14 protein-coding genes and 3 tRNA genes are annotated in these 20,612 nt (G+C 44.6%); 4 read left to right on the forward strand and 13 right to left on the reverse strand.

Annotated elements, in window-relative coordinates:
• Window positions 1-521: 521 nt before the first annotated feature.
• The 11 genes from W293_RS0106880 to W293_RS0106935 all read right to left on the reverse strand — a co-directional run bounded on the left by W293_RS0106880 (window position 522) and on the right by W293_RS0106935 (window position 12,977).
• The gene (locus W293_RS0106880; RefSeq protein ID WP_025651737.1) at window positions 522-2,726 is read right to left on the reverse strand and encodes a protein-disulfide reductase DsbD domain-containing protein; all 2,205 of its coding nucleotides are present in this window, start codon (window positions 2,724-2,726) and stop codon (window positions 522-524) included.
• Window positions 2,727-2,854: 128 nt separating this feature from the next.
• Window positions 2,855-3,424, reverse strand: coding sequence for a protein-disulfide reductase DsbD N-terminal domain-containing protein (locus tag W293_RS0106885; RefSeq protein WP_025651738.1), 570 nt, complete (start codon window positions 3,422-3,424; stop codon window positions 2,855-2,857).
• 397 nt (window positions 3,425-3,821) lie between these two features.
• Window positions 3,822-4,361, reverse strand: a complete 540-nt coding sequence (gspG, locus tag W293_RS0106890) for a type II secretion system major pseudopilin GspG (RefSeq protein ID WP_084212285.1) — start codon at window positions 4,359-4,361, stop codon at window positions 3,822-3,824.
• Window positions 4,362-4,877: 516 nt separating this feature from the next.
• The gene (gspF, locus tag W293_RS0106900) at window positions 4,878-6,080 is read right to left on the reverse strand and encodes a type II secretion system inner membrane protein GspF (protein ID WP_025651740.1); all 1,203 of its coding nucleotides are present in this window, start codon (window positions 6,078-6,080) and stop codon (window positions 4,878-4,880) included.
• 125 nt (window positions 6,081-6,205) lie between these two features.
• Entirely contained in the window at window positions 6,206-7,285 is a 1,080-nt protein-coding gene (locus W293_RS0106905; protein ID WP_025651741.1) for a hypothetical protein, read from the reverse strand.
• Between the two features lie 301 nt (window positions 7,286-7,586).
• A complete protein-coding gene (locus W293_RS0106910) occupies window positions 7,587-8,522 on the reverse strand; it encodes an AraC family transcriptional regulator (RefSeq protein ID WP_025651742.1) in 936 nt (311 codons plus the stop codon).
• 787 nt (window positions 8,523-9,309) lie between these two features.
• Window positions 9,310-9,385 (reverse strand) — tRNA-His (locus W293_RS0106915).
• A 39-nt stretch (window positions 9,386-9,424) separates the two neighbouring features.
• Window positions 9,425-9,501, reverse strand: a tRNA-Arg gene (locus tag W293_RS0106920).
• Window positions 9,502-9,609: 108 nt separating this feature from the next.
• Window positions 9,610-9,686 (reverse strand) — tRNA-Pro (locus tag W293_RS0106925).
• Window positions 9,687-9,911: 225 nt separating this feature from the next.
• Window positions 9,912-11,474 (reverse strand): McrC family protein, encoded by a 1,563-nt coding sequence (locus W293_RS0106930; protein WP_025651743.1) that lies wholly within the window; start codon window positions 11,472-11,474, stop codon window positions 9,912-9,914.
• An 18-nt stretch (window positions 11,475-11,492) separates the two neighbouring features.
• Complete coding sequence (locus W293_RS0106935) at window positions 11,493-12,977, reverse strand: McrB family protein (protein ID WP_025651744.1); 1,485 nt, start codon at window positions 12,975-12,977, stop codon at window positions 11,493-11,495.
• Between the two features lie 353 nt (window positions 12,978-13,330).
• Between W293_RS0106935 and W293_RS0106940 the strand changes: the two genes are divergently transcribed.
• Together W293_RS0106940 and W293_RS0106945 are read left to right on the forward strand one after the other, a co-directional pair.
• Window positions 13,331-14,044: a DUF4442 domain-containing protein gene (locus W293_RS0106940; RefSeq protein WP_025651745.1), complete on the forward strand. Its 714-nt coding sequence runs from the start codon at window positions 13,331-13,333 to the stop codon at window positions 14,042-14,044.
• 202 nt (window positions 14,045-14,246) lie between these two features.
• On the forward strand, window positions 14,247-14,735 hold the full coding sequence (locus tag W293_RS0106945) for a RidA family protein (protein WP_025651746.1): 489 nt from the start codon (window positions 14,247-14,249) through the stop codon (window positions 14,733-14,735).
• A 105-nt stretch (window positions 14,736-14,840) separates the two neighbouring features.
• Here W293_RS0106945 and gspE read toward each other — a convergent pair whose 3' ends face one another.
• The gene (gene gspE / locus W293_RS0106950; protein ID WP_037025520.1) at window positions 14,841-16,379 is read right to left on the reverse strand and encodes a type II secretion system ATPase GspE; all 1,539 of its coding nucleotides are present in this window, start codon (window positions 16,377-16,379) and stop codon (window positions 14,841-14,843) included.
• Window positions 16,380-16,776: 397 nt separating this feature from the next.
• Between gspE and W293_RS0106955 the strand changes: the two genes are divergently transcribed.
• Both W293_RS0106955 and W293_RS0106960 read left to right on the forward strand, forming a co-directional pair.
• On the forward strand, window positions 16,777-17,598 hold the full coding sequence (locus tag W293_RS0106955) for a thiazole synthase (RefSeq protein WP_025651748.1): 822 nt from the start codon (window positions 16,777-16,779) through the stop codon (window positions 17,596-17,598).
• Between the two features lie 313 nt (window positions 17,599-17,911).
• The gene (locus tag W293_RS0106960) at window positions 17,912-19,303 is read left to right on the forward strand and encodes a WS/DGAT/MGAT family O-acyltransferase (RefSeq protein ID WP_025651749.1); all 1,392 of its coding nucleotides are present in this window, start codon (window positions 17,912-17,914) and stop codon (window positions 19,301-19,303) included.
• Window positions 19,304-19,492: 189 nt separating this feature from the next.
• Here the strand turns inward: W293_RS0106960 and W293_RS0106965 are convergent, their stop codons facing one another.
• Window positions 19,493-20,320: an inositol monophosphatase family protein gene (locus tag W293_RS0106965; protein ID WP_025651750.1), complete on the reverse strand. Its 828-nt coding sequence runs from the start codon at window positions 20,318-20,320 to the stop codon at window positions 19,493-19,495.
• Between the last annotated feature and the right edge of the window lie 292 nt (window positions 20,321-20,612).

Genomic DNA, 20,612 nt, shown 5'->3' on the forward strand with positions numbered 1-20,612 from the left:
TGGTAGCAATTGGTCATAGCGTTGTTACTTCAACATTGTTGCGTTATTGTAATAAAATTATCATCATTATACTAGCGTTATCAGAACTTAATCTAGCCCATGTTCAATTAATAACACCTTAACAGCTATAATTATATTCTTGCTGCTCCTAAATCATTCACGCTGTCATTGCTCAGCGTATTGTCTGTCACTCCCCTACCGATTCAGACATATAGCAACGCGCTCTTTGTTCGTGCAAGTGTGCTTTGCTATCCGTTATTTATTCAAGAGAAACACCAATTATTAGTCATAAGAAACCGGATTATAAGCGATAAAAAAGCCAGCCTCCTTCTCAACCGGTTAGGCCGAGAGAGATGCTGGCTTTTCGCTTGTTTTTAGTTATATAGTCAGTGAAAAATAATATCGAACCATCACGCACAACTGATATCCATTTTTTTGCTTGCTGTGCCTGCGCAGACAGAGGCGACAAAAAATGGATATCAGCAGCCGCGTCGCGTTTTTAGGATATTTTGACTAGGGCGTTAGAGCGATTTGGTATTATTCAGCGCTGTTAAGGTTTGCTCAAACTCTTGGCGACCGATTTCACCGACTTGCTTATTTACCAATTGACCGTTTTGATAATACAACAGCGTCGGCGGACCAAACAATTGATAACGCGCCAAGATAGCTTTTGAATCATCCGTGGTTTCTGTGATATCTAAGCGCACCAATTGCCAATCTTGCATTTGCATAGGACGATTGTGGAATAGGTTTTTATCCATAATGCGGCACTCAATACACCATTCAGCGGTCACATCAACAATGACTTTGGGACTAGCCGCAGTAATCACATCTAGCTCTGCAAGGGTAGTAATGCGTACATCATTAGCATTACGACTGGCGTTATTCACTCCTGTCGTCTGCCCCGTCGTTTGCTCCATTATAGGTGAGCTTAATGAAGCCAAAGGGTGTAGGCTGTCATCATTTCCCAATGCTGCCCCGATAACCAGCGTCGTCGCCCAAATACCCGCAATCAAAGCCAATGCTTGGGTCAGCATACGACCCTTACCTATCCAGCTCCACGCCCATGTCGCCACGACCATAAACCATAACGCCCAAACCAGTAGCATCACTGGTGAGATGAAGACGCGCTCAATCAATAATAGCGCCACAGCGAATAATAATAAGGCAAAACCTAGCTTAACCCAATTCATCCACTCACCAGCTTTTGGCATGATTTTGCCCTGCGTCGCGCCAATTAAGATAAGCGGTGCCGACAGACCAAAGCCCAGCATAAATAACGCAGCAAACCCTAACAGTGGGCTACCGATGGTCGAGACCGCTAGCAACGCGCCAAATAACGGCGCAGACACACAAGGCGATACCACCAAGGCTGATAAGAAACCAGCCACCAAGCTGCCGCCCGTACTGCCCAACTTACTATCACCGGCTTGGCTCAAGCCTTGCATCTTACTGGTAATGGTGCGCGGTAAACGAATCGTAAAAACGCCGAGCATATATAGCGCCAGCAGGACAAATACAATCGCGAAGCTGATTAAGATAATAGGGTTTTGTAGCCAGCCGATGATACCTAGTGACTCGCCAAAGACGGCAATCACTGCGCCCAAAATACCGTAAGCAATAGACACGCCTATCGCATAGCTTGTGGTTAAGATTACGCCTTTTTTGACCGTTGGGTTTTTCTGACGAGCGACGATGTTAGCAACAATGGGCAGCATCGGTAATACGCAAGGCGTCAATGCCAAGCCCAACCCTGCTAAAAATAACAAGCCTAATGCCAACCAAGGATGGGTCGACAAACCAAAGGGATCGCTTTCTTCTAAGCTATTGGCAACCACGTTTTTGCTGTCAATATTAGTGACATTGTTATTGTTATTATCGAGCGCTCCATTATTGCTGGCTGCACCTCCTACGGCACTGGTATCCGCGCCAGAGAGGGTGTTACTAGCTGTGATTTCGCTGTCTAAAGCACCTTCATCCATCAAGGCATAGTCAATAACCTCGTCATCTACCAGCGACCGCTCGGCTTCAGAGGGTAGAGCATTCGCCTTATTTGCCTGAGTTGTTACGGGCAATGTGCTTGCAATGGCATCCTTGCTATTATTTTGGCTGGCTGGATTATTAGCGTTCTTAGCAGTACCGGCAGCGGACTGTTGTAAGGCCGCAATATTAACGTTAGTTTTAATCTTTTCAGGCGGATAACATAGACCGGCTTTAGCACAGCCCTGCCAGCCAATCGTCACAGCGGCGTCACTGACACTCTGACCATTACTGCTGGTTAATATCGTCGTCGCGACCATATTGGCTTGGTCAAAGACAGCTACTTTGCCGTAGGTAGGATCGTCAATTGAAACCGGCGATTGGCTAAATTGAAATGGTGCGGCACTCACGCCAGCCGGTAAAGTTAGCTTGATTTGATCTTTATAAACATAATGCTCAGGCGTAATATCAAAGTTAATCGCTAAGCGCGTGCCTGATGTTGTGCCTTTACTGCTGCTAGTGACTTGAAAGGCTTGATCAACCGGCAAAAACTTCGACTGGGCAGCACTTTTATCGCTACTAAAAAGGTCGCTAAGCCCAGCCGCCTGTACCGTCATCGAGGTCGCTGTCATACTAGCAAGCAGCGAGCCACTAGCGATAGCAAATGCCAATAGATGGTTTTTGGCAGCAGACGTTTTGGCGGCAGACGTTGATGATGATTCTGTTATTGACGTCTTTTTAGACATTAAGAACTACCTTTTTATAGCGAATGTTGGGGCAGACTGGCTTTTTGAGTAAGCGGCTTAACTACTCAACTAAGGCGCATCATCAATGAACACATAGACTAATTGACGACACGCCCTAGCGTTAAATGCTATTTACGTGGCGTAGCGATATTAACCGTGGTTTTAATTTTTTCTGGTGGATAGCACAAGCCAGCTTTAGCGCAGCCTTGCCAACCAATAATCACTGGTACATTCTTGGCACCTTTACCGTTATTAGTGGTCAACGTAGTAGTCGCCACTACGTTTTTTTGGGTAAATACAGGTACCTTACCAAAAGTAGGATCATCAATTGAGACGGGCGATTGACTAAAGGTAAATGGTGTCGCGCTCACGCCCTTAGGAAAATTCAAGGTAAGCTTGTCTTTATAGACATAATGACCGGGCGTAATCTCAAAAGCGATCGATAGGCGCGTACCGTTGCTGGTTGCTTTGCCGCTACTCACGACTTGAAAGGCCTGATCGACTGGCAGAAACTTCGACTTCGCAGCACTGTTTTGATTGCCAAATAAATCACTCAAACTAGCCGCTTGCGCCGTCACTGAAGTCGCCATTAGGCCCGTGAATAGCGTACTAGCCGCTAAAACAAAAGACAATAAGTAAGACTTTTTTGCACTGGCTTTGCTTGCTACTACTGTAGTGGCTGGCTTAAAAATGATCATGAGTGGCTACCTTTGATTACAACTGTCGATGTTTGGGGTCTGTTGTACATTCAAATATTAGGACTGCCAGTGCCACATTTGAATGTTCAACAAACCCTAATAGTGTGCTCATTATATGCCAAACACCTAACGCTACGATTAATGCTCTTAAAGCTAAATGTAGAGACGCACCTATATCGAGTGAAAAGTAATATCAATACATCACTCACTGCTGACATCAATATTGCTTGCTGTGCCTGCACAGACAAAGCCTACAAAAAAATTGATATCAGCAATACCGTCGCGTTTTTAGGATATTTTGACTGTAGAACAAAGCATCTGCTCTATGAATAAAAAATATCAACCAATAACACCTTATTGATTGATATGCAGCACTCATTAATAGTGTCAAATGATTCTATAGCTTGGCATAAATATCCGCATCTTGACCTTCGCCGCCCTGCTGACCGTCTGCCCCTAACGAAAACAAGTCATAAGGGCGACCTTCGTTACCGGGTGCGACATATTGCATCTCGTTTTCCCAACCATCGGTCGGATAGCCACCTTTAATATAGCCACCGTCAGGATAGTTTTTGGCATCTGCAGGCGGGGTGGTAAGGGCATCTAGACCTTGCGCGGTGGTCGGATAGCGCGAGTTATCCACCTTATACATATCCAAAGCATTTGAGACGGTCGCTAATGCGGTCTCAGTGGTTTTAACGCGGGCTTTATCACTTTGCCCGACCACTTTTGGCACCACCAAACCAGCCAAAATCGCCAAGATTACAATGACGACCATGATTTCAATAAGGGTGAACCCTGACTGCTGATACGCCTTTGACGGACGGCGCTGCTCCGACAATGGCGTCTTATCATTAATTGTATCTGAATAATTATTGGCTTGGCTTTTCGCAGGTTGTGGCATTGTCTTTACTTGAATATTGTCAATCATAGTCATCGCTTTTATCATCGCTTTTAGTATCAAGATAGTATAAACCGTAAAATAGTATAAACCGTAAAATGGTGGTCAAGTCGTATTGATTAATTTTAAGACGATTATCACTATAGACCATGATTTTATTTTTATCCAGCTCTGCAATCAGATTGTCGGTATTGGGACTACTAATTTAAAGTAAAAAACGAAGGCAAAGCTTAAATGGCATGAGGGATTGAGAAATACAATAATCTTTCAAAATTTACTATAGCGTACTGCTTGGCTTTACCACAGTAAAAATAAGGCCGAGTCAACAATATACAACAGTAAGTAAATCTTAAGAAAGCTAACGCAGAGTTTAGCAAGATAGGTGAAATAGAAATATTGCCACGATGGCAAAAGCATGGTTAAAATCAAGTGGCTTTGAACAATAGAAAAGGCAATGAACAAGACAATGAAAGGAGCAATAAAAATAAGAAAGCGTATAGATTCTTAAAGTGAAGAGATGGAAAGAAATATTATAAAAGTAGCCAATAATTGCTAACCTGCTAAATCATTCATGTTCACAATCGGTAGCATGACTGCCATAACAATAATCATCACTATCACGCCCATGAAAACCAACATCAAAGGCTCAAGTAATGATAGCAAGGTACTGATAAAGTTGGTGGCTTCCGCTTCTTGCATGTTGGCCGCACGGCTGAGCATATTTTCAAGCTCGCCTGAGTTCTCGCCACTTTTGATCATCTGTACCATCATCGGCGGAAAGTATGAGGATTTTTCTAATTGACTGGATAAGCTTGAGCCTTCTGTCACTCTATCGGCAGCAGTGATAATGGTTTTTTGAATATGTAAGTTGGTCGCAACGGCTGCGCCAATATGCAGCGCCTCAATCAGTGGTACGCCTGAGCGCACCAATATCGCAAGAGTACTGGCAAAACGCGCGGCATTAAGCCCCTTCGATAGCCGCGCCAATATCGGCAGTCTTAGCACGATACTATCTATCGTCAGCTTACCTGCTTGCGTCTGGGCAAAGCTATAAAATAAGAAAGCCGTTCCTGATAATACTAGCAACATGAGCCACCACCACTGGGTAATGAGGTTCGATAGGCTAAGTACAATTTGGGTAATCAGCGGTAGCGCCTGCTCTGACTGCTCAAATACTTTGACAATTTTAGGCACGACGAAGCTCATCAAGCCCATGATGACCCCAACTGCCATGACCATCAGTACAATCGGATAGACCATCGCCCCTTGGATTTTCTTTTGTAGCGCAAAGCGGTTTTCGGTGTAATCAGCCAACTGATTCAGGATCAAATCTAAGTGACCTGACTTCTCCCCCGCTGCAATAGTAGCAATATATAGCGGTGGAAAACTGGCCGCTTGTTGCAAGGCACGCGCGAGGCTTAGACCCTCTAACACGTGTGAGCGCACGGCTAGCATCAAGGATTTGATATGGGTTTTTGGGGATTGTTTAGCAACAGCAGCCAGCGTTTCCTCTAAAGGAATACCAGCCGCGAGTAATACTGATAATTGACGCGTGAGCAATGCCAACTCATAAGCCGACGGTTTTTTATAACGGCTTTTATGTTGGCTATGTCGGTCATTGACCGCACTGACTTCAACGGGCGTCCACTGCTTATCACGCAGCTGCTGGCGTACTTGCCGCGCAGAATCGCCTTCGAGTAAGCCTTTTTGGACACCGCCGTGGTCGTCGAGCGCTTTATAATGATAAGCGGGCATAGCAGCGGATATCCTAAGGTAGTCAAAAAAAGGTTGAATCAGTGCTTGAACAATAAATTTCTTAGATAATGGCTTGCTTAGATAACGGACTACTTAGATAACGGATTACTTAGATGAAAAGTAACTTAAAAGAGTGGCGTCGAGTCATTACTATCAGGCATCAGCCCTTGCAATAATAAAACATCGAGATGCTGTTGCTGCAATTTTTTATCAAAATCATTCACTTCAGCGATCAACATTCTCTCGATACGTTTGTCACTGGCAAAAACACTGAGCCGCGCGCAAATAACTGCCAATTGATAAATGCGCTTTTTACAATAACCGTCTAAGCCTTGTAGCAGACGCACCATATGCGGGGTCTCAAGACTGGCATAATCATAATCGGCAACGACCTCTTGCCCGAGCGCTGTCACGCTATAGCTAATAGACAGATGCGCGCAAAAATAACAACTGAATAAATAGCCGACCACATGGCCAATATAGTAACTGCGATCATAGGTAAAACTACTGACCCCAAAGTGACCAAGAACGTAACTATTGAGACTGGCTTGATCTAAGATAGGCTTGTCATGTTTAAGCTTACCAACCGTCGCGAGACGTAGCGGATTATGACCATCCTGAGTGGTCAGTTGCCAACCTGCTGGCTGCTGAGCTGGCATATGACGCACGATATCCGCGATAATATCGTCGACCACATGCAGCTGCTGCCAAAGGCGCTCAATGGCATCAGTATCCATTAGACCGCGCTTATCAAGCTGCTGGGCAAGCAGATATTGTTGATATTCGGCGAATTGTGCTTTTAGCGTTTGTACCAGATAAGTGGGACGCGTGGCGGTAGAAGCCATATATAGTAGTCGTGTGCGCTCGTGCTGGGCGCGATAGAGTGCCACACGCTGCGCAGCAGTATTGGTTTCGCTAGCAGCCTTTTTTTCGGTCTCTGCGCTTTCTGTCCTTGTGCTTTCAGTCTCTGGATTTTCAATTGCTATATTGTCGTTCCTAACCTCTTCTGAAGCGGGTAAGGTAAATAACGCGAGCAGCGCCGCTTTATCAGGCAAAGTCTCTTCACTGTTTTTTGGCTTATCTTCTGACAGAGGCTGATTGTTTTCGACATCGTCTTTATTAATACTGCTATTATTTTCGATAGACGTAGAGATACCTTGTTGGCTATTGGATTTTGTCGTTGGTTTTGCGGTCGGTTCAGTCATAACACACCATCAGCTTCAAAAATAAACATCGCTTGGCGCGCCACATATCAATGCCAAACAGTAAAATATAACGCGCTAAAAACAAGTGGTCGCACTTAGGCAACTCATGACTCCATAGTACCTGAACCTAAACACATTGTCAGCTGTACCGCAGCAAAATAGCCTCAATCAAATAATGCCATTTAAGTTTGCTTGTTGAACAACAATACTGAATAATCAAGTAGGCATAAGACAAAAAAAACGTTAAGGTCGAATCGTTAACCTTAACGCTTTGTCTTAACAATCAACACATTGCAAGATACTAAGCCAATAGCTGTCTTTGGTACTGCTGACGATAGGCTTTTGGCGATACCCCATAGACGCGCTTAAAAGCTTGGCTAAAGGTCGAGTCCGACGCGTAACCGACCAGCTCACTGATACGGCTGATACTGTTTTGCTGCAAGCGCAAATAACGGGCTGCTAGGCGCAAGCGATAATCGATTAGATAGGTCAATGGTGGCATACCAATGGTGTCTTTAAAACGCTGCGCAAAGCTGGAACGCGACATTCCAGCGACTTCCGCAAGCGTCAAAATCGTCCAGTTTTTGCTCGGTTCATCGTGAATCGCTGCTAGCGCTTTGGTCAAAAACGGATCTTTCATTGCCTTTAGCCAATTGTCTGTGACCTCGGGGATGCTTTCGATATAAACGCGCAAACACTCAATCATCATAATACTTGCCCAATGGTTGATCACCGCCGTTTTGCCCATACGCTCATGCTTAGACTCTAAGGTTAACAGCTTAATCTCTACATCAATAACCTCAAATCGCCCATCGGTGTCATTATTAATCTCAGGCAATATCGGTGGCAATACCGATAATAAAGGACGAACCATCTCTTTGTCGTATTTGCACTCAATCAGTATCAAAGACGACTTCGCATCGCCATTGCTGGTGAGATCAAGCGTATTATCTTTGCAGTTAGTGAGCAGCTCATCCAACGGCTTGGCATCATCACCATGATGATTCAGCGCATAACTGACGTGTTGATAGGCATTGGGAACCATGATGATGTCGCCAGCATGTGCCTCTCGTAAGCCGTTGCCCACATCGATACAAAAGCTGCCTGACATCACCAAATAAAACAGAATAGTGTCTTTTCTGGTAAGCGAATACGACCAGTTACCAGCACCATTTAAACGATAGTATTTTGTCTCAAACAAATGCACATTTTGTAGCAATACACTCAGTGCGTCCATCAATAACTTCCTCAATAATCTATGGCAGTTGAACCTAACCCTGCAAAATAAACCACCTAAGAGATATTACACAAGAAAAATCACTTATCGTGGACTGCGATTAAAGTTATACGTACGCTAAACACATATCGAACGCTAATTTTTAACAATACGATTTTTTATAGCCTCTGTAAAGAACGCTAATATTGGCAACATTGACAGCGCTTAATGACTGTAAATAACTCTAAATGAGCCAAATCCTCGTAATGACCCCCACATTATCATGCGAAACTCTTAATTAACGATTTATATTTACTTAATAATTGGTACTTTACCCTAAAAGCAGTAGGGAGTTATAACTAAATAAAAGTTAAGCTCTAATCAAAACTAACTGTACTCATAAAATATCCTAAAAACGCGACGCTATTGCTGATATCAACTTTTTGTAATCTTTGTCTGCGCAGGCACAGCAAGCAAGCAAGCAAGCAAGCAAGGAAAATAGATATCAGCAGTGCGTAATGGTTTGATATTATTTTTCACTCACTGTAGCGCTCATAAAACACTGGTAAGAAATTTAGCGCCTAACAAGTCCGTTGGCAACTAAAGAAGCCAACAGTGCGTGCGTAAAAAACAAGGAACAAAATAAGATTGTCTAACCGGCAAAAAACAGTCAGAGCAGTGGAAAAAATTGAAGAGATAGGAAGTTCAGATATAAAAAGCACAAATATAAAAAACGCAGACGAAAAAAAATGCCAACGAGGGCAATTAGTGGGTATAAAAGTTATGTAGAAAGTTATACTAAATAAAATGGGGCGACTGATGGGACTCGAACCCACGACAACCGAGATCACAACCCGGGGCTCTACCAACTGAGCTACAACCGCCATAACTATTGCCAAGGAAGGCAAGATTTGCAGGCTAAATGGTGCGCCTGGCAGGATTCGAACCTGCGGCCACCTCCTTAGAAGGGAGATGCTCTATCCAGCTGAGCTACAGGCGCTCTTAGAGGACTTTTATACATCTTGATTTGTTTATAATAGCAAAAACTTATAGCATCAAAACAATATCATTATACATAAAAAAAAGCCTGTAAGGCTCTTAAAATAGATGGTCGGAGTGATAGGATTCGAACCTACGACCCTCTGGTCCCAAACCAGATGCGCTACCAAACTGCGCCACACTCCGAAATTTTCTATTATCACGATAGTTAAGTTGATTAATTGGTTATTGGCAATGCCGCTAACTGCTTAATGTTCCTCGCTATCGAGGTGCACATATTAAGGGGTAAAGGTGATTGTGTCAACACCTATTTTCGAATATTTTATAAATTAGCCAAATTATATTAAAATTATCTTGGAGAGCCATTTTTCGGTGGGAATGTTTGCTTATGAACCGAAGTAATTACAGCGTCTATAACTCTTGTGGTAGTTCACCATTCAGCGTGCCACTCAGCACATCAAAAGGCATAAGCCACAGCTTTGCAGAAGCTGAGTTATGACTATCGGCGTTACCACTTCCATGAATCTGTTGTCTGAGCGCTACAGGTTGTCTGACGTTACCTTGTACAGGATAGACCAACCACACCTGCCCTGCTTGATACGCTTGCGCATAGCTGGTCAACTGATAGGCATCGCTGGCACTGAGCGCACCTGAATGGCTCAGATGCTTCCACTTTATATCGATTACATGGCTGTAGTTACGCGTCTCTTTTGCGCTAGCCATGCTCTGGTTATCGTCATAGGGATGTTTTCTAGCATTTTTCTCCTCACGAATATCATCATTTGGGGTCTGATAAATAAGTAAATCCGGACGGATAGACAGGCACGTCTGTCCTTCTGCATCATTTAGCCACACGCTTTGTGCTTGATGCAGTGCCTGATAATTTTTATTTAGTTGCTCAAACATCGAGGCGATACGTAGGCTTGCCCATTGCTCAAAAGCTTGATTCATATCCATCAATAGACACAAGCGTGGTCGCGATAGAGGTTGAGAGGATAGGCTGGCAGCGATACCGTTGCCGGTTTGTATATCTGAGCGCTGCAATAGCCAGTAAGCCAACTCTAACAATTGCTGCGCGGCCTGTGCTTGTAGCTGACTCAACGGTTGTAGTGCTAGCTGGCGCTTTGCTTGCTGATATACCGACTCTAGGCGCTGCCGCTCATGGTAATTAAGCGCCCGCACTTGTTGCCAGAGCTGTATGGACTTGGGTGGCATGGCTGTTTGCAGGAGCGGTGCCAGCCATACCAGCGCGCTTTTAATCAAACGATTGCTCAGCATGTCTTGACTGAGCATGCTGCGCTCACAGACAAACTTATGCGGTTGTACACTATTGCGGCGCAGTTGCTCTTTGATAAGTAGCCGACCTTGTAGCGTTGCCTGATTATCCACCTGAGCTTGGTAATGCTGGGTTGGTTGATAATGCGCCAAGCGCTGTAAAAACTGGCGAGCGAGCCAATCTGATAGCGATGGTGCAGCTAACGGCAGCGGCGTTACCTGCGAGCTGAATTGACCCAAACTTTTTGTATTGGCTGATTTACCGTTACGTTGATTACTGCTATTGATCAAATCAGACAGCATGTTTTGTACCCATTGACGGATTTGTCCAATATCGCTATCACTGTTTTGATGGGGCTCAAAGGACTGCTGCTGCGGGCGACTGGTAGATGCTGAGGCAATTAATTTGGGTAATATCTCAAGCGTCATACCGCTCGGTAACAATACGATGCCGATATAATGCTCGACCTTGAGCTGCCATTGTCCCTGTTTGCGTTTAATAGTAAATACAGCAAACTCTTGCGCCATCAACCAATGAAAGTCAGACGCTTGCCAGAAATCGTGCGCCATTAAGCGTTGATGCTCAAATACCGTCATAATATTAGCATCGAGCGCTTTTATTCTGGCGCTATTAGCAATATCGATACTGTTAGCGTTGCTACCTATCGCTTTACTCTCAGACTGTATTACTCTACTCATCACTAGCTAGCAACCTTATCAATATAAACGCTGGTAGACGGATAGAGTGGCGAACTCGCCTGTTCTTTCGATAAGATCGGCATTAATCCGATAGCTACCAGTGTTAATCGATTGTCCTAAAAAGGCATTATGACCGCTAAATAGCTGACTGGTTGTCATGTCATTCGTTTGATGATTTATCTCGTCATCCACATGATCACTAATCTGCGCTTGGCTATCTTGAATGAACTGTGCCTTCATCGGCTGCGGCTCATCTCTAAACACATACTGCAAAATAGCCATTTGCCCGCCAGCCGCTTGTGCCAATTGCGGAATAATTTGTTCAACCAATGCAGTTTGTAGCTGCGCCAAACTCTTTACGTTGAACAAAAACGCATGACCCAATTGCGCCTCCGCCCCCAATGCTTGGGTTATGCGCTTGTTTAAGCCCGTTAGCAACTTAGCCAAATCTATGGTTTCTGATGTTTGCCTATCTTCTAGGCTTTGCTTAGCGTTGCCAACAGCGGTGATAATGGGTAACAGTTCGGGCTTAGGCGGACAATCAATGAAACGAAAGCGCCGACGCAAAGCCATGTCTAGTGGCGCTAAAGAATGGTCTTGTGTATTCATCGTGGCGTAGATATCGACATTGGCTGGCACACTAAACGCACGACCAGAATAGGCCAAATTCACGCTCATAGCGTTTGCCATACCAGCGCGCTTATCAGCTTCAATCAGGCTCAGTAGCTCACCAAATACCCGTGAGACGTTGGCTCGGTTGATCTCATCAATCAGCATGGCATAGCGCCGTTTTGGGTCACGCGCAGCACTCTGACAAAGCTTGAGGAACGCCCCATCTTGAATGGCATAGCTCATCTGTGCTTGACTATTACCCGTCTCAGAACGGTGACTGACATGACCAGAAGCTGCCATAACGGGTCGAATACCTTCAACAAACTCTTCATAACCATAGGCTTGGTGAAAACTGACCATACTAAAACGCTGCTCGCTAAAAGCTTGGTATTGGCTTGCGGTATTGTCACGCTGCGCTTGCTGAAACTCTGCCAATTGCTGCGCTAAGTTGCTTAATAAATCCATACTTTCGGGTAGCAAGTACCAAGCGCCGCTATGGTCTTTATCAAAGTAAGCTTGGCTAGCACGGTTTTTATACGTCACGGTTTTTGAGCTGCTAGGACTGTGCATTTGCAGCACCGACCATGCCGTATTACTTAAGTTCTTCTCACGGGCATTTTGGGCAGCTTTGGCAACAAAGAATTCATGACTGACAATTTCGGGTACTTTTATAAGGTCTTGTTTTTCAGAGTGAAAATCTAAAAATATCAAACATACCACATCACGCCAGCTTAACGTTTGTAATAGCTGTGCCAGCAAATCAGCATCGTTCGCTCTCGGTAGATAGTCGGTATATTGCTGAGCAATTTGGAGCAATTGGTAGGTTTTACCAGTACCAGCGACGCCGGTATAAATGATATTGGTTGGCTCATGAATAGACATCTCAGGCATAACTTCTTCCGGCAATCACAATGGAAATAAAAAATGATAAATAACGCGTGCTAAAATACCACTATCAAGTCATGGTTATTTTGCACTCAACATCGCTAGCCACTTAATCTAGCAAATAACTTCGTCTAAAAATATCTTATGATCTCTCATAACGTCCAATCAATGCTAATGCTATGGTTACGTTACTGCCATTTAATAAGCGCAGCAGTTCATGCTAATAATAGTAGCCACATCTAGGTTGAGGTACCATAGTCGCCATAGCGGCTACGATAACATGCACTACATTTGCCACTATAATGAACAATGTATCATGCTAGAAATTTTACTTAACCCATCTAAAGAAGGATTTTTGTATGTCAGGATTATTAAAAAAACTCCCTAGCAAGCTGAGCAATAAATTGCCAGCTACCGTATCTGACAGCACAAAATCGCCAGTCGAAAAGCCCAAGAGCACCCTAAAGCCTGTGAACAATCAATTTACCAAACTCTTATCAGTGACAAAATATTTACCCGCTGGTGCACGCTCTACTATTTTATCCAAAGCGTTTGGCAAGGTTGTACCTTATGTCGGCACGACGGGCGTCTATTATGAAACAGTTGACCCCAACCAAGTCGTGGTCAGCTTAAATAATAGCAAAGCGGTGCAAAACCATATCGGCTCTATCCACGCCGTTGCCATTACCCTACTGGCTGAAACCGCGACTGGCTTTATTTTAGGTCTAAACCTACCTTCTGACCGCGTATTATTGATTAAATCGTATTCGGTAAATTTCTATCGCCCAATCAAAAAAGGTCAAGTGGCTGCAGTGGCGACCTTGTCTGATGAGCAACGCTTGGACATTTTGAACACGCCAAAAGGTGAAATGGTTATTCCTTGCGTGATTCATGACCGCGAGTCTGATAGTGAGCGTGACCCTATCGTCGTTGAAATGCTCTGGGCTTGGGTGCCAAAATCAGAGTTAGAAGCACGCCGTCAAGGACAAAATAATAAGTCCAAATTCGAGACTGAGACTGCTGCAACAGACGGTGTTACAACCGAAAATGATGATAAAATCGAAAGCAAATGATAACGTAATAACAGACATAACAATGACTGCGCTATTAACGACTTTTTTTATAGCGCACTTTTAATCCATAAACTTATACCATTCACACACAAAAATGAAAGTAGCGAGTAAAACGGCTGAAAGTACTACTTACCGTAGACTAAACGCGTTTAACAAGGCTAATCATAATTTTTAGGTTTGGTATTATAATAAGGAGACAGCGATGTCCACATATACTCATAAACTTACTGCCAATTTATCCAAGGCGCTCTTAGTGGCTGCCTGCTCGTTAGGCTTTGCCGTTAGCGCCAATGCAGCACCCGCAACCAATAACTCAACCATGACTAAATCTAGCCCTGTCTTTTTGGGTGATGGCGGCAACTATCCATTTTCAGAAGCGGTACGCGTCGACGACACTTTATACATGTCTGGGCAAATCGGTTTTAAAGATGGCAAATTGGTCAAAGGCGGTATCAAAGCCGAAACCAAACAAGCCTTAGATAATATCAATGAAACCTTGTTAAAATACGGCTATCAAAAGTCAGACATCGTCAAATGTATGGCGATGCTGACCGACATGGACGATTTTGATGATTTTAATAAAGTCTATAAAGCTGAATTGGCTAAGCCCTACCCTATACGCTCCGCCTTTGGTGTTGCAGAGTTAGCGGCGGGTGCTAGCGTTGAAGTTGAATGCACTGCTGCAAAATAGTAGCGCTATTAAAAGTAAGCCAAACTGGCTTTTTTCGTTACACGGTTATTGAGTCAATTGACCTGACGTTGACTCAATAACCGTTCTGCTTTATACAATCACGCTTTATACAATCATATCATCAGTGAGTGCGCTCTCTTTGGTCACTCGCAATACTTCTTCCAATGTTGTCCTTCCTGCGATGACTTTACGCAACCCATCAGCACGTATCGATGGTGTCTGTTGGCGCGCATATTCTTCTAGCTCGTACTCCGCTGTATTGCTATGAATCATCCGCCGCAAAGTATCATCAACGGGAACGACTTCATATATCGCGGTACGCCCTTTAAAGCCTGAATTATTACATTTATCACAGCCAACGGGTTTGGGTAAGTTAATCGTCTGTGCTATTAAACTTTCAGCATGTAACCCTATACCAATTTCAGTAAATAATTTGGCTTGTTCGCTATCAGCAGGCTGCCACGTATGGCAATGCGTGCATAGCGTACGTACCAAACGCTGGGCGACCACACCGATGAGCGATGAGGATAATAAAAATGGCTCTACACCCATATCTTGCAAGCGCGTCACCGCACCGATGGCAGTATTGGTGTGCAAGGTTGATAATACCAAATGTCCTGTTAACGATGCTTGTACTGCAATCTCGGCGGTCTCTAAATCGCGAATCTCACCGACCATCACCACGTCTGGATCCTGACGCAACATCGCGCGCAGACTCTTGGCAAAGGTCATATCGACCTTATTATTGACTTGCGTCTGCCCAATACCATCGAGCTGAAACTCAATCGGATCTTCGGCGGTCAAGATATTACGAGTTTGGTCATTGAGATCCGTCAATGCTGAGTATAGCGTGGTGGTTTTACCCGAACCTGTCGGTCCTGTCACCAGAATAATGCCATGCGGACGATGAATCAAACGCTTTAGCTCGGTGTAGTCGTTATCAGACAGTCCCAAATAGGTCATGTTGAGGCGACCCGCTTGCTTGTCTAATAAACGCATGACCACGCGCTCACCAAAGCTCGATGGTAAGGTCGATACCCGCACATCTACTTCTCGCCCTGCTAAGCGCAAGCTGATACGCCCATCTTGCGGTACGCGCTTCTCCGCGATATCAAGCTTGGCCATGACTTTAATACGTGAGACCAATAATGGTGCCAACTGGCGTTTTGGGGTAATAATTTCTTTTAACTCGCCATCGACGCGAAAGCGCACGACCAGACGTTTTTCAAAGGTTTCAATATGGATATCTGAAGCGCTAAGGCGAATCGCTTCGGACAACAGCGCATTAATCAGTCGAATAATTGGCGCATCGTCTTGCTGATCCATCAAGTCTTCAGTCTCAGGCACGCTATCTGCTAAACTATCGAGATCGGGATGATCTTCAAGCCCAGCGGCGATGTGCTGTGATTCGCCCGTATTGCCTGCATAAGCGGCGTTCATACGTCTTTCAAAGTCATCGGCACTGATGCTCTCGTAAGTCGGCACACCGCGTATGCCTTGCTGCTGTAAAAAGCGCACCGCCTCATTAATCGCTGATAACGGCGTGGCTTTGGTCAGCACTAAAGTCGCTGGCAGCTCAGGATCAATAGCAAGAATGGCCAAGAGTTGATGGCGTTTGGCAAAACTGTACGGCAGTTGCATCATATAGACGACCTGATAAATAGATATAACGGCAGAAATAAAAGCCTTTTCATGCCTCAAAAAGGCATGGCGCACTTCATTGACTAAACCCAAAAAGACTGCAAGTAAGCGCGCATGAGTTTGTTATAATAGCATTTTGTTTTGGGCGAGTAGCATTTTATGTGGCTGGCGTATTTGCTGACCACTTTATACTCAATAAGACTATCATGTGATTTCTTATTTTGCTGACAATGCGTTACTATTAGTCAGTTAGTTAGTAATTACCAGTAGTCAGTAATTACCAGCGATGAGTTAACGGCTAATCAATAACTAGTGATTAACGCTCGCTTCTTTAACGCTCATATCATTAACGTTAATTTTTCTGTCCAACCCTGCATGCTCGCTATTAGGATTTTCAGTTATGTCACAGGCTCCCACTACTACCAACCCTATACCACTTTCCCAAGACACCTTCACTGTCGGTAGCCGTACGTTTTCGTCGCGGCTGTTGGTCGGTACTGGCAAATATAAAGACATGACCGAGACAGGGGCTGCCATTGGCGCCTCAGAAGCAGAAATTGTCACGGTCGCCATTCGTCGCACCAATATCGGTCAGAATAGCGATGAGCCCAATTTGCTTGATGTAATCTCCCCTGATAAATACACTATTTTGCCCAATACTGCCGGCTGTTTTGACGCCGAAACTGCGGTACGGACTTGCAAGCTGGCTCGCGAATTATTGGGTGGACATAATCTGGTTAAGCTGGAAGTCTTGGGTGATGAAAAAACCCTTTATCCAAATGTGATGGAAACCTTAAAAGCCGCCAAAGCGTTAATCGATGATGGTTTTGAAGTCATGGTGTATACCTCAGACGACCCTATTGTCGCGCAAGAGCTTGAAAGCATGGGCTGCGTGGCGATTATGCCGCTTGGTAGCTTAATTGGCTCGGGTCTTGGTTTGCTTAATCGCCACACCCTTAGCCTTATTATTGAAAATGCTAAAGTGCCCGTTTTGGTTGATGCTGGCGTCGGCACGGCTTCTGATGCAGCGATTGCCATGGAGCTTGGTTGTGATGGCGTGCTAATGAACTCAGCGATTGCCAATGCCAAAGACCCCGTGATGATGGCTCATGCGATGAAACATGCTGTCTGGGCAGGACGTCAGGCTTTCTTAGCTGGTCGTATGCCGATGCGCAAAATGGCGACTGCCAGCTCGCCACAAACGGGCTATTTTTTCCAGTAGCTATTGACTGGCTGTCATCACTTTTTAATATATATTTTTGATGAAAAGCCAGTTATAAAATAATAAGATAGAGGCAATGTAATGCTACTCGGTGCGATGACACTGGAGCTATGATACTTTAAAAGCATTGTTTTAGTCGTCAGCCAAATAGCCACTTATTAATGACGGTCAGCCCACAGTAAAGGTCGATACAAAAAAACCAAGTGCAAGCGATACCCTCGTATGGTTTGCACTTGATTAACGCTGTAGCAGCTTTATAGTGGGTAGACTCCATAATTTTTACTGATAACTTATCGCCATAAAAGGATTTATTATGCGACTTCTCACCGCTGTTGACCAGTTGTTCTTACTTCTTGAGTCGCGTAAACAGCCCATGCACGTGGGGGGCTTGTTCTTATTTGAATTACCACAAGATGGACAAAATGCGAACGGTGACTTCGTCTACAAGCTGGTGCAGCAAATGCAAAATGCCACAGTACCACCGAGCTTTCCCTTTAACCAAGTGCTCGAAAGACTGCTGTTTTGGAAGGAAGATGATCAATTCGATGTCGAACATCACTTTCGCCATGTGGCGCTGCCCAACCCCGGACGTGTCCGTGAGCTGTTGATGTACATCTCCAAAGAGCATAGCCGATTGCTAGACCGCGCCATGCCATTGTGGGAATGTCACGTGATAGAAGGTATCTTGCCTGAGTCCGAGGGTAGCCCTGAACGTTTTGCGTTGTATTTCAAAATTCATCATTCGTTGGTCGATGGTGTTGCTGCCATGCGTCTGGTCGAAAAGTCCTTGTCGCAATCGCCGACTGAACCTGTCAGTTTGCCCATATGGTCGCTGATAGCGCGTCACCGTAAGTCAGTGGACAGTTTATTGCCCGCTGGACGCTCAGTAAGTAGTATCGTAAAAGAGCAACTATCGACTATTAAGCCTGTCTTTACCGAGTTGATCGACAACTTTAAGCATGGTGATGATGAAGATTACGTCGGCACCTTTGATGCGCCAATGAGTATTCTTAATCAGCGTATCTCAGCCTCGCGGCGCATTGCCGCTCAATCTTATGACATTCAGCGTTTTCGTACTATCGCTGATGCGTTTGAGGTTAACGTCAATGATGTGGTGCTCGCTGTTTGTTCGGGGGCATTACGTCGCTACTTGCTCTCTATGAATGCCCTGCCGACCAAGCCGTTAATTGCCTTTGTGCCCATGTCATTACGCTGTGATGAGAGCGCCTCAGGCAATCAAATCTCATTTTTGATGGCCAATTTGGGCACGCACTTAGACGACCCAGCCAAGCGTTTACAATTGATTTATAAGAGTGTGAATAGTGGTAAGCGTCGTTTTAGACGGATGAATAAAGCGCAAGTTATCAACTACAGCGCCATTGCTTATGCATGGGAAGGCATTAATGTGTTGACAGGTTTATTCCCAAGGAAGCAGGCATTTAACCTTATTATCTCTAATGTGCCGGGCTCCAAAAAGCCGCTATATTGGAATGGTGCACCGCTAAAAGCGCTATATCCAGCCTCAATCATCGTCGATGGTCAAGCGCTGAATATCACGCTTTCTAGCTATCAAGATAAAATTGAATTTTGTATTACCGCTTGTAGTAAGCTGCTACCGCATCTGCAAGATATGCTAGGGTTGCTCGAAGATGAGCTGAGTTTATTAGAAGGTATTAGTGACGCCAAGACTGTAGCGGCCAGTTAATAAAGCGTTTAAGTAGTAAAACGTTTAAGCAGTAAAACATGACGCAATAAAAAAGCTGGCACCATTATGGTGCCAGCTTTTTTATTGCTAAAAACTCGAAGACTAGCCCTAGAACATGCACTAGCAAAACAGTATTAATTACTCATCATTTGACCAATCTCATGCCATCACTAGCTCGTCGTTAACTGACTAGACTGCGTCGCCCCATGTTGGGACAACCACCTGCATCAACGGCTTTAATAATTTGATGTTACAAGCAAAGATAGAGCCTGAGGTCATTGAGTTGTGCGCGCCTGTATGATCGACGACCACACCACGTGCTTCGGTCACGATAAGCTCACCGGCCGCAATATCCCAAGGCTTGATAGACATTTCAAAGTAGCCATCAAAACGACCAGCCGCTACATAACACAAATCAAGCGCAGCAGAGCCTAAACGGCGAATCTGGCCACCAGACTCAGAGATTTTTAGCAGGCTTTCAAAATGCTCTTTGGCATAAGAAACAACTTCACCATTGCGTTTGCGCTCAAGCGGATGACCAGTAGTAAATAAACCACCATCAATCGTTTTGCGCTCGCTCACTTGCATACGGCGATTGTTCAAGCGTGCGCCTTTACCACGGCTAGCAGAGAACATCTCATCACGGACAGGATCATAGACAACGCCATGTTGAGTCACGCCTTTATGCTGTACCGCGATAGACACACAAAACTGCGGCACGCCATGAACGAAGTTTTTGGTGCCATCTAGCGGATCGATAATCCAGCACCAGTCAGCATCTTCACCGCGACCTTCTTGCATACCAAACTCTTCACCCAAGTACGAGTGATTTGGATAGCTGGCTTTTAGGGTTTCAATGGTCAGCTCTTCGCTAAAGCGATCAATACGCGTGACCAGTCCATCAAGCCCTTTCGACTCGATATCTAATTCAATTTTGTGGCGGTTTTGATGCGCATATAAAATCTCTTTACCAACTTTTTCAGCAGTACGCGCTGCGATGACGACCATGGGTTCCATAAATAACCTATTTGCTTGATGAATGAATAAAACATTTACTTGATGAATAACTGTCAAAAATAATACTAAATCTGTGCTCACAACATGCCAATCAGCCGCCGCATCACACGACTGCTATGCGATCAAAAAGACGTCGTTTTTAAAAATCCAGCCTTTAAAAACAATAACCGCATTATACTAAAATTGTTCGATAGAGACGAAAAAACCTTCACGCTCACTAAGCCAACCACTATTTTAATGGTCATCACAAACTGCGCAAGTTGTAAAAAAGTCAGCACCCACGGCTAAGCAG

The sequence above is a fragment of the Psychrobacter sp. TB67 genome, assembly GCF_000511065.1.
Lineage (GTDB): Bacteria > Pseudomonadota > Gammaproteobacteria > Pseudomonadales > Moraxellaceae > Psychrobacter > Psychrobacter okhotskensis.

Coding starts and splice junctions, on each gene's coding strand:
- W293_RS0106880 (WP_025651737.1), bottom strand. CDS start 2,726: ATGTCTAAAAAGACGTCAATAACAGAATCATCATCAACGTCTGCCGCC.
- W293_RS0106885 (WP_025651738.1), bottom strand. CDS start 3,424: ATGATCATTTTTAAGCCAGCCACTACAGTAGTAGCAAGCAAAGCCAGT.
- gspG (WP_084212285.1), bottom strand. CDS start 4,361: ATGACTATGATTGACAATATTCAAGTAAAGACAATGCCACAACCTGCG.
- gspF (WP_025651740.1), bottom strand. CDS start 6,080: ATGCCCGCTTATCATTATAAAGCGCTCGACGACCACGGCGGTGTCCAA.
- W293_RS0106905 (WP_025651741.1), bottom strand. CDS start 7,285: ATGACTGAACCGACCGCAAAACCAACGACAAAATCCAATAGCCAACAA.
- W293_RS0106910 (WP_025651742.1), bottom strand. CDS start 8,522: ATGGACGCACTGAGTGTATTGCTACAAAATGTGCATTTGTTTGAGACA.
- W293_RS0106930 (WP_025651743.1), bottom strand. CDS start 11,474: ATGAGTAGAGTAATACAGTCTGAGAGTAAAGCGATAGGTAGCAACGCT.
- W293_RS0106935 (WP_025651744.1), bottom strand. CDS start 12,977: ATGCCTGAGATGTCTATTCATGAGCCAACCAATATCATTTATACCGGC.
- W293_RS0106940 (WP_025651745.1), top strand. CDS start 13,331: ATGTCAGGATTATTAAAAAAACTCCCTAGCAAGCTGAGCAATAAATTG.
- W293_RS0106945 (WP_025651746.1), top strand. CDS start 14,247: ATGTCCACATATACTCATAAACTTACTGCCAATTTATCCAAGGCGCTC.
- gspE (WP_037025520.1), bottom strand. CDS start 16,379: ATGATGCAACTGCCGTACAGTTTTGCCAAACGCCATCAACTCTTGGCC.
- W293_RS0106955 (WP_025651748.1), top strand. CDS start 16,777: ATGTCACAGGCTCCCACTACTACCAACCCTATACCACTTTCCCAAGAC.
- W293_RS0106960 (WP_025651749.1), top strand. CDS start 17,912: ATGCGACTTCTCACCGCTGTTGACCAGTTGTTCTTACTTCTTGAGTCG.
- W293_RS0106965 (WP_025651750.1), bottom strand. CDS start 20,320: ATGGAACCCATGGTCGTCATCGCAGCGCGTACTGCTGAAAAAGTTGGT.